Source organism: Puia sp. (assembly GCF_036500295.1).
Taxonomy (GTDB): domain Bacteria; phylum Bacteroidota; class Bacteroidia; order Chitinophagales; family Chitinophagaceae; genus Puia.
Map to the genome: position 1 here is coordinate 123,886 of NZ_DASYCH010000047.1, position 10,779 is coordinate 134,664.

The window sequence follows — 10,779 nt, forward strand, 5'->3', positions numbered from 1 at the left end:
GCCCTATTCGCTCCGCAGGGATTTCACGGGATTCGCCAGCGCCGCCTTGATGGCCTGGACACTCACCGTCACCAACGCAATCCCCACGGAAATCGCCGCGGCCACCGCAAAGATCTCCCACCCGATCGTGATCCGATAGGCAAAATCCTGCAACCAATGATGCATCGCCCACCAGGCCAACGGAAACGCGATCACCGCCGACACCACCACCAGCCGCAGAAAATCCCGCGACAACATCCGGATGATCCCCGTCACCGACGCCCCCAGCACCTTGCGGATGCCGATCTCCCGCGTCCGCTGTTCGGCGGCATAGGCCGTCAGCCCAAACAAACCCAGACAGGCAATAAAGATCGCAAGCAGCGAGAACGATAAAGAAATGCCGCCCATCCGCTGCTCGGCCAGGTAAATATTATTAAACTCATCATCCATGAAGCTATAGCTAAACGGCTGCGAAGGCGCCATCTTCCGCCACAACGTCTCTATCTGCCCCGCAAGCCGGTGAACATCCTTGGTCTTGACCCGCAACGCGATCCGCCCATTATCCCGTTGAAGAAACAATACAACAGGCGTGACGACTTCCCGCAGCGAGTTGAAATTAAAGTCTTTCACCACCCCCACAACATGATATTCCTTCACCTTCTTCGTCTTGATATCATCGATGACATACAGCTTCGAACCCACCGGTTTCTGCCCCTGCATCAGCCGGACCGCCGCCTCATTCACGATCACCCCATTGGAATCGGTGAGAAAATCTTTGGAGAAGTTCCTCCCCTCGGCCATCTTCATGCCCAGCACCGGGATATACTGTTCATCCACCGGCCAGGTCTGCATGCTGATCGATTTCTTGACATCCAGGTCAGGCGATAGGAAAATAGCATCGTCATTCCGGTTATCCGACGTTGGCAGATACCCCGTCATCGTAACGCCCCCGACACCCGGAAGCCGCAACAATTCCTTCGTAAAGGTCTTCGCCTGGTCGCCCATGACATACGGGTTGTAGACCACCATCACCTGGTCCCGGTTAAAACCCAACTCCCGGTCATGGATATACCCCAGCTGACGATAGATCACCGCCGTTCCGACGATCAGAAAAATAGAAATGCCAAACTGAAAAACCACCAGCGAATTCCGCAGATAGCTGGTCTTGAATCCCGACGCCACACTCCCCTTCAACACCAGGATCGGCCGGAAAGCCGACAGGAAGAACGCCGGATAGCTGCCCGCCAGCAACCCGACGATCACTACCAGCAACGCCATCGACGGCAATAGCCACGGCCGCGTAAGAAGGCCGATCTCCATGTGCTTGGCCGAAAGCTGGTTGAACACAGGCAACAATAGATAGGCAAGGCCCACCGCCAGCACCATCGCGATAAAGCTGACGAGGATCGACTCCATCATGAATTGAGAGATAAGATTCCCCCGCAACGATCCCAGCACCTTGCGGATACCCACCTCCTTTGCCCGGTTGGAACTCCGGGCCGTGGAGAGGTTCATAAAATTAACACAGGCGATCAGCAGGATAAAAGCCGCGATCGCCGAAAAGATATAGACATACTGGATATTTCCATTGGCATCCAGCTCCGCCGTCTTATTGCTGTGCAGATGGATCGAGGTCAGCGGCGTCAGATGGAAACCCACCATATTCCCCGATTTAAAGAATTCCTCGACTGTAATATTCACAGCCGCATGCAACAGCGGCGCAACATGTTCCTTGACCAGCCCCTGGTTCATCTTAGCCTCAAACTTCTTCACATCGGTCCCTTCCCGTAATACCAGATAGGTGTTGAAGTTATTGCTCAACCAGCCGTCATCCGTTCGCTTGGCCTCCTCCGATTCCGTTAAGGAGAGGAATAGATCAAAATGGAAATGACTCTGCGCAGGAATATCCCTGATCACCCCCGTTACCTTGTAAGGCAACGAATCATTGATCATCAGCGTACGCCCCACCACATTCGTCCCTTCGAAATACTTCCTTGCCATCTTCTCCGTAAGCACGACGCTCCGGCTTTCTTTCAGGGCCGTATGCGGATCACCGGCGATCATCGGCAGGGAAAAAACCTCGAAAAGGGTGGAGTCGGCCATGATCACCGATTCCTCTTTTATATTCTGATTGCCCTTCTTTACCAGCCTTCCCCCGTTATTCCGGAACCGCACCTCCTTCACCACCTCGGGATATTCCCGCAACACCGTAGGACCCGCCGGAGCCGGCGCCACCGCCAGGATAAAATGGTTCCCGCCAAACTTGATCTCCCCATCCAACCGGTAGATCCGGTCGGCCTGGGTATTGAACCGGTCATAACTCAGCTCATCCATGACAAAGATGAGGATCAGCAGACAGGTCGCCAGACCAATAGCCAAACCGACAATGTTAATGGCAGAAAAACCTTTGCTTTTCCAAAGGCTGCGCAGCGCAGTTTTGAAGTAGTTTTTTAACATGAGGAAGGGTTGAGATCATTAAGACGGCTGGGGCCTCCAAAAGGTTACAACATCCTCAAAACCGGACGCCATCGGTCGGCAAAGCCGGCGCGTCCGCAAGCCCCTACCGTCCCGGCACCGGCACAACCGGAAGCCCCTCATTCCCAGTCTCCGACACCGATTGAACCGCAAAAAAGTAATTATCCTTTGAATAAGGCAGCTTCGCCTCCGTAGCCGTAGTAAAGATCTTCTTCTGCCAGACCGGGCTTGTCGTCTCCCTCATTAATATGTAGTATCCCTTTACCTTGCCCATCGCGGAAGCCTTCCAGGAAAGCTGGGTGCCGTTCGTCAGATTCCGCACCTCCACCTTCACCTCCTGCGGCATCGAGGGCGACTTGGCCAGGTTGGCCAGGTTCACCAGGTTCATAGCCGTATTCTTACGCAGATACTCAAAATCCATAAACTCCGGCAGATCGCCATATACAACACCCTTCTCAGTCCGCACATCCTGATGCTGGTGGTTGAAATTCTCGTTCATCTCAGTGATCCGAACCGCCGCATAACCGTTCTCCACATAAGGACTATGGTCCCCACCCCGCAGAAACCGGTCATTCCGGTAGATCATCATCACCTCCAGGTTGTCGACATATCGCTCGCCGATCTCCTTTACATAACGCGCCAGCTGACGGGCCTTCCCGTCATTCTCCAAGCCCATCTGCCGGATCCCCTTCGCCACCTTGTCCAGGTCATACGCAGGAAGCCCCTCGCTAAAGACCCGTACCTGCGTATTGTTGATGATATTTGTTTCATTGCTGTTATTGCTCCCCATAATATCATTGTTGAGCATGGCTTCGATATTCCAGTTGGCCGCCTTTGCCTTCTTCGCCATATAGGTCGATCCCAGCAAGCCCTGTTCTTCGCCACTCACAGTCACAAAAATGATCGTCGCCGGAAAAGAGTGCTTACTCATTACCCGGACACACTCCATCACGGCCGCACTCCCGCTGCCGTCATCATTCGCGCCAGGCGCATCATTGGTTCCATCCATTACATCCGTCCGCCGGCTGTCAAGATGCCCGCTGATGATAAAGATCCGGTTATCATTGGGATCGGTGCCCTTCAACGTAGCAACCGTGTTCCCAAGGCTGATCGGCTCCTTCACCCTCCGGCCATCAGCCGGATAGGTGGTCGTGTCGACAAAAGCCGTCAGCCGGCCACCCGATCCCGCCGCCCATTGCTGGAACTTGCCGAGCACCCAGTTGCGCGCCGCCCCGATACCCTTCTTCTTATCCGTCACCGAACTCACCGTACTCCTCGTACCAAAGGCAACCATCCCCTTAATATAAGACTGCAGACTATCCGCATTCACTTCTTTTACCATGGCTTCGATCTCAGGGTCACGGACGATTGTGGTTTGGGCCTGTCCATAAGACAGCACACCGAGCAACATTGTAATAGCAATTATTTTCTTCATGTTTGTTAAAGCAGTTTTGACAAATATCTACATTTTTCACAACTACGCCTTTTATTAGTGTGTCCCTCCGCTAAATTTTAGTCTCTTCACTGAAATTTATTCGGCCACATAAGTATACCTTCCCCAAACAGAATATATCACTTAACCAAAACAAGATTATGAGACTGCTATTAGTAGCCGTGGCTATTCTATTTGCGTTTACGCAAGGGAGGGCCCAATCGGCGATCACTGTCACAGGCAAGGTCACAGATGAGAAAGGCGCCTCCATCGCAGGAGCCACCATCACCGAAAAAGGCACCCGAAACGCCACCACCTCCAAAGATGACGGCACCTGGTCCCTCCACGTAAAACCGAGATCAAAACTCGTCATCAGCTATGTTGGCTATGAAGCCGTGGAACTCGAGGCAAAAGAACAACTCACGGTCAGCCTCAACCCCGAATCAAAAGCACTGTCCGATGTAGTAGTAACAGGCGTCGGCGTGGCGACGAGCAGAAAAAAAGTTCCCATCGACGTAGCCACCGTCTCCTCAAAAGATTTCGCCCCCAGCGTCACCACCAATGTCCAGCAGGCCCTTGACGGACAGATCGCGGGCGCAAGCGTCCAGCAGACCAGCGGCACACCCGGTGCCGGCTTCAATATCATCCTTCGGGCCGTCAACAGCCTGGACGGAACCAATCCGCTGATCCTGGTCGACGGGATACAGATGAACTCCGGCAACAACATCAACAACCTCGATCCCGCCACCGTGGACCACATCGAAGTCGTAAAGGGTCCCGCCGGCGGCATGCTCTACGGCGCCCAGGGCGCCAACGGGGTCATCCAGGTCTTCACGAAGAAAGGGGTGCTCAATGGCAAAATGGCCATCACGTTCAATTCCAAGGTCAGCATAGACAATATCCTGAAAGGCAAGAACAATCTCCTGAGCAATCATCACCACTTCGTGACGGATGCCAATAACAATCTCCTGGATGGCAGCGGTCATCTCGTCACAAAGGACGCAACCGGCATCTGGAGCGATCCCCAGGTACCGGTCCCGACGACAGCCGCCAACATCTTCCTGACAAACGACAAAACGTATAACATCCCGACCTACGACCACCTGAAACAGGGATTCCGTCAGGCCCTGACCTTCTCGAATTCGGTTAATGTCACCGGCGGTACCCAAACAGCGGACTATTCCCTCGGCGCCTCCGAGCTCAGCCAGCAGGACGTGCTGAGCAATCAGTTCAACCGCACCAATTTCAACGTCAACATCGGTATTCACCCTTTTAAAGGCTTTACCTTCCGGACCATCACCCAGGCGATCGTCGGCGCCCAGAACCTCCTCAACGGAAACCGGTTCAATATGCTCACCTCCTATAACTTCATCGATTTCTCCTGGCGGGACTCCACGGGGCACTATCCCTTTAAAACAAACAATTCTTCCGGTGGCTATAATACCCTGTCGGAGAACGAATGGCACCACCAGAACCACCAAACACTCGACATCTTCCAGAACTTCGACGTGAATTATAAGTTCCCGCGCTTCGTGGAGCTGGACGTTAAATACGGCCTGGATTACAACGCCGACGACTACAAGAACTACTACCAGAATCAGACTTCCAACCTCCAATACATCAAGTTCAATACCTATTGGGGACCCAGCGGACAGGGAGCCCTTACAAACGAGAACACAAAGAACATCTTCCAGAATGGGTTGTATTCTGCCTTCGTCCGCACCGACTTCCAAAAAGACTTCCACTCCAATCTTCCGATCACGACGACCACCGAGTTTGCCTATGATTACCGCAAGGCTTCGGTAAGACAATACTATGCGGAAGGCATCGGGCTCCCCGCCTACCCCCCGCCATCGATTGGCGCTGCGACTACCAAAACGGCAGGCGATTTCTACCAGTCAACCATAACCTACGGTCTCCTGGTCAACCAAACCATCGATTGGGGTAATCTCTTCGGTATCTCCGCCGGCATCCGGTCCGACTATGGCAGTGCGTTCGGCGCCGCTTACAAGGCCGCTACATTCCCACGCGGAACCGTATATTTCCGGCCGTCCGAGCTCATGGAAGGACAGCAGGGATGGCTTAAAGACTGGAAGGTCCGTGCAGCCTATGGCGCGGCCGGCGTCCAGCCTGGACCCTACGACCGGCAGACCACGCTCACCCCCGTCACCCTGGGCACCGGAGTGGCCATAGCCAACCCCTCTCAGGCTACCAATGACAGTCTGAAACTGGCTATCAACTATGAGCTGGAGGTCGGTACGGACTTCACGGTCGCCCCGTTTAGCGGCGAATGGCTGCCGCGATTGACGGTCAGCACCACCTACTGGAACCGCAAGACAAAAGATGCTTATCAGAACGCCCAGGTAGCACCTTCAACCGGCTACTCCACCCGGCTCGACAATCTCACCACCATTACCTCCCATGGGGTCGACCTGTCCATCGACGCCAGCGTATACAATGGTCGTGCCTTCACCTGGGACATCAGCGCCCGTTGGGGATATAGCCGTGCCATCGTAAACAAGATCGCCAATGGCCAGGATGTTGTCGACTTCGCCTTCGCCCTGAAACAAGGCAAACCCCTCGGTCTGTTCTATGTACAGACCCCCCTGCATTCCGTCAACCAGTTGGGACCGGATGGCAAGACACCGCTCATCCCCCTCGCACAGCAGGGGAACTACTCCGTCACCAGCACGGGAATGGTGGTGCTCAATAGCAACAACTACGTACAGTATACACCAACCAACAATCTTTCCGCAGTAGGCCACGCCTATCCGGACTTCACGTCCTCGCTGACCAACCGGTTCACCTTCTTCCACAAGCTGAGCGTTTCGGTCCAGTTCGATTGGATCCACGGTAACAGCATCTACAATGTCACCAAACAATGGCTGTACAGACCTGTAGGTGGCACCGGCGGACAAGGCGGCGAATCCAGAGACCTGGACAAAAAGGTCACCATTCAGGGTCAAACCGGGTCCTTCGTCAACTACTACAACTCCATTTATAACGTCGGGCTGCCCGTCTCTCCGTTCATCGAAGATGGTTCCTATATCCGGCTCAAAGACCTCTCCGTCTCGTATGACCTTTCCCGGTATGTCACCGGCACAAAGGCCATCAAACGGCTGACGATCACCGCATCTGGACGCAACCTGCTGACATTTACGAAGTACAGCGGTCTCGATCCCGAGAATATCGGCGCCTATGACGAACAGGGAAACAACCTGTCAGGCCAGCGAATAGGGGCCTTCACCGGGGTAGACTATTATGGCACGCCAAACCTCCGGTCCTATCAGTTTGCCCTGAACGTCGGATTCTAATTGATTATTTAAAACAGAAATAAAATGAACAAGCAACTATATAAATTCCGTTTTGGGAAAGGATCTCTCCTGGCGGTCCTTGCCTCTACGCTGATCCTGGGAGCCTGTAAAAAAACGATCCTGCAGCTCCCCAATCCCAATGCGCCTACGCCACAAAGTTCCCTGATCACCGAAAGCGGCATAGATGCCTTTGCCCAGGGCATTTTTTACAAATGGGTCGCCTTCGAGACAGGAGACGGCAACCTCAATTTCTTCGATATCGCCTGGTACATAGAAAGCAATATGGGCGACGAAGACTTCACGCCCTATTCCAACTTCGGCTCCCGCTATCCCATGAATATCGCCACCATTACCCTGCCGGCGCCTTACAACACAGTCGTAAAGAACCCGTCCGGGTTTGCCACCCAGCTGGATATCCTGCGATCCTTTAATACCCGCGCCGCGGGCGATGGCAACTCCATCCAGTACGAATGGGATTGCTTTTACTTTGTCAATTCCCAGGCAAATGCCCTGCTGCTGGCATTGGATAATCCCGACCTCAAACTCACCGGGGATGCCGCCACCAAGAAAAAGCTGCTCCAGGCATGGGCTTATTATTGGAAAGGCTATGCCTACTCCAAGATCGGCTCGATGTATCTTGCCGGCGTCGTCGATGATTCGCCCGATAGTTCCGCCAAAGGTCTGACAAGCGGCACCTATGTCACCCATGACCAGGTGATCGCCGCGGCGAATAGTAATTTCGACCAGGCAGCCTCTATCTTCAGCGGCATCTCCGAAAATGCCGATTATGATGCCACCTTCAAGGCGATCATCCCCACCTTTAACCTGCCCAACAAGGTGATTACCCCCGCGATGTGGGTCCGGCAGATCAAAAGTTTCGAGGCCCGCAATTACCTGGTCAACCGCAAGGTGTCGACCATGACCGCCTCCGACTGGTCGACCGTACAAAGCCTCGCAGCAGCAGGCATGACCCAGAACGACAATACACTCCAATGGGGCGTAGCCCCCGCTGGCGTGCCCGACCTCACCAAAAATTTCGGCTTCTTATTGCATCCCATGATGCTGCACACGGTTCTCGGCGGCCTGTCCTTCGTCAGCGAACGGCTGATGCAGGATATCCAGCCGGGTGACCTCCGCCTGAAGGCCTTCAAGCCTTATCCCGGCGGAGCCGTGGTCAATGTACTAAACCGCGGTATCCAGTTTGGCAGCCGCTATATCCCCATCGACATCGAAGACACCAGCGGGTTGGGCAGATACGCCACGGAGGATTATGATCCCAGAGCCACCGTTCCCATCGCCCCCACCTGGGAAGAAACCGCCCTCATGGTTGCCGAAGCCGACATCTATTCAGGCAACGTCAACGCCGGTCTGATATTGATCGACCAGGTGCGTGCTTCCCAGGGCGCCGGTCTTGCCCCCCTCGCAGGGTCGGGCATTTCACAGGCCACCGCAATAGCCCAGCTCCACAGCGAACGCCGCATCGGCCTCTACCTGCATAACACCTCCTGGTATGATTACCGCCGCTGGGGCATTACCGCACCTGCATCCCAGGGCGGCGGCAGGACCGGAAATATCGTAGTACCCGGCACCCTCGTCGGCACCGCCGGTTATCAGGTACTCCCCTGCTTCATCGATTATTCCTTTTCCGATTACTGGGATATCCCACAAAACGAACTGGACTTCAACCCTCCATCCGGAGGCTCCGCCCAGATAAAGAACTAACAAAAAAAGCCCCGCAGCACGCGGGGCTTTTTCTTATCTGGTTCACGCTGTTTATTTAAAGCTCACATGTACACTCCCCCCGCTCCCATCTACCTTTACCGGGATCCCTCCGCCATTCACCGTCCCACGGATATGCTTCTCATCCTGGTCGCCCCGGAAATTATTCATCGCCGTCACATGCACCCGCTCACCACTGATCCGCAGGTCCATCCCCTGGTTACCCGGCAGCGTCACCGTAATATCGCCGCTGGAATTGGAAAGATTGACGTATTTCCCAGCCGACAAAAAGTTGACATGGATATTCCCACCGCTGGTCGATGCCTCGAGACTGGCGCTTACCTCGCCAAGATCGATGTTCCCGCCCGAAGTATGCGCATATAGCTCGCCGTTTATCCGGCCGCCGTCTACCTGACCGCCCGAAGTCGTGGCCCGGATGCTGCCCTTCACATCACGCAACCCTACATTTCCACCGCTGGTCGCCAGCTCGATCTTGCCCTCGCAACGCGCGGCATCCATATTCCCCCCGCTGGTCTGCAGGTCGATATTATTCCGACTGTCGGTGATCGAAACATTCCCGCCACTGGTGTGGCCGATAATAGTCCCGACAAGATGGTCGGCATCGATATTTCCGCCACTGGTCCGGAAATCCTCGTTCCCCGTAAGATTCTTCAGGTCCAGATTACCGCCGCTGGTCCGGACATGCGCACTGACCTCCACCGGGGTAAAGATGCGGAACGACACAGATACACTGTGATTATTCCAGTTGATATCCTTCTTGGCCTTGGCCACCACCACCAGCTTATTCCCCTGCAACTCTACCGTCAGATCATATTGCTCTTCCATCCTCCGCTGCACCTCTTCCCGGCTTAGATCATGCCTGCCGTTATTTCCCTGGACATAGACTTCGACCCGGGCATCCCCGGTCGTAGACCCGGACACCGATATATTTCCTCCCGAAGTCTGCGTTTCCAACTCATGGACCGCCCCACGGGCAAAGGTTTTTTGAAGATAGGGCTGACGGTCTCCCTGCGCATGCAGTGCTGCCACAGGAAGCCCCAGGGCCAGTAAGAACAATATTTTTTTCATAAATAGCTATTTCGGTTGGGACGCTCAGACCCCCTATAAAGTTACACTTCTCAAAACATACCGGCTGCCACTTTTCGCCTCGAAGGGAAGAACCCAGCCATTAGCAGCCTTTTTAGACCTCAGTTTCGTTCCCACTAACCGCATCGGCCCCGCCGTCCTTACCCGGCAAATCCCATCCAGCCGCGGTACAATAGCCGCATTGACCAGCTTTCCCTCCTTCCACCCTGCCTCCACGACAAATCCACCCCTCGCCACCAGCCCCCGGAAAGACCCCTCCTTCCAGGCATCCGGCAAAGCCGGCAACAGGTGCACATCTCCCTCCTGACTCTGCAAAAGCATTTCGGCAATACCCGCCGCGCCGCCAAAATTCCCGTCTATCTGAAAAGGAGGGTGAGCATCAAAAAGATTGGGATAAGCACCCCCGCCATTCAATTTCACATCATTCTCTCTCGTCAGCCGCAGCAGGTTCCGAAACAGCCGGTACGCATGATTCCCATCCTGCAGCCTCGCCCAAAGATTCACCTTCCAGGCCATGCTCCAGCCCGTCCCCTCATCACCCCGCAGTTCCAACGCCTTCTTCGCGGCCCCGGCAAGTTCAGGTGTACTGTCCGCCGAGATCTCGTCAGCCGGATACAACGAATACAGATGCGACACATGCCGGTGATGCGGGTCCGGGGATGGGTAGTCTTTATACCATTCCTGCAACTGCCCCTGCGAACCGGTTAAATAGGGAAACAACCGCCGCCGCGCAGTGGCCACCCCCGCCAGAAA

Annotated in this window: 6 protein-coding genes; 2 read left to right on the forward strand and 4 right to left on the reverse strand. The window is 54.7% G+C overall.

What is annotated here, in order from left to right:
• Window positions 1–3: 3 nt before the first annotated feature.
• Together VGM48_RS10060 and VGM48_RS10065 are read right to left on the reverse strand one after the other, a co-directional pair.
• Window positions 4–2,436, reverse strand: a complete 2,433-nt coding sequence (locus VGM48_RS10060) for an ABC transporter permease (protein ID WP_331578616.1) — start codon at window positions 2,434–2,436, stop codon at window positions 4–6.
• Window positions 2,437–2,539: 103 nt separating this feature from the next.
• Entirely contained in the window at window positions 2,540–3,889 is a 1,350-nt protein-coding gene (locus VGM48_RS10065; RefSeq protein ID WP_331578618.1) for a M28 family metallopeptidase, read from the reverse strand.
• Between the two features lie 158 nt (window positions 3,890–4,047).
• On the opposite strand from VGM48_RS10065, the gene VGM48_RS10070 reads away from it, so the two are divergent.
• Window positions 4,048–7,200 (forward strand): SusC/RagA family TonB-linked outer membrane protein, encoded by a 3,153-nt coding sequence (locus VGM48_RS10070; protein WP_331578620.1) that lies wholly within the window; start codon window positions 4,048–4,050, stop codon window positions 7,198–7,200.
• 24 nt (window positions 7,201–7,224) lie between these two features.
• Window positions 7,225–8,922 carry a RagB/SusD family nutrient uptake outer membrane protein gene (locus VGM48_RS10075; protein ID WP_331578622.1) on the forward strand — a complete coding sequence of 566 codons (1,698 nt, stop codon included), beginning with the start codon at window positions 7,225–7,227 and terminating at the stop codon, window positions 8,920–8,922.
• Window positions 8,923–8,973: 51 nt separating this feature from the next.
• On the opposite strand, the gene VGM48_RS10080 is transcribed toward VGM48_RS10075, so the two are convergent.
• Both VGM48_RS10080 and VGM48_RS10085 read right to left on the reverse strand, forming a co-directional pair.
• Complete coding sequence (locus VGM48_RS10080) at window positions 8,974–10,008, reverse strand: DUF4097 family beta strand repeat-containing protein (RefSeq protein ID WP_331578624.1); 1,035 nt, start codon at window positions 10,006–10,008, stop codon at window positions 8,974–8,976.
• Window positions 10,009–10,041: 33 nt separating this feature from the next.
• A partial coding sequence (locus tag VGM48_RS10085; protein WP_333783782.1) for a glycosyl hydrolase family 95 catalytic domain-containing protein occupies window positions 10,042–10,779 on the reverse strand: 738 nt, incomplete at its 5' end.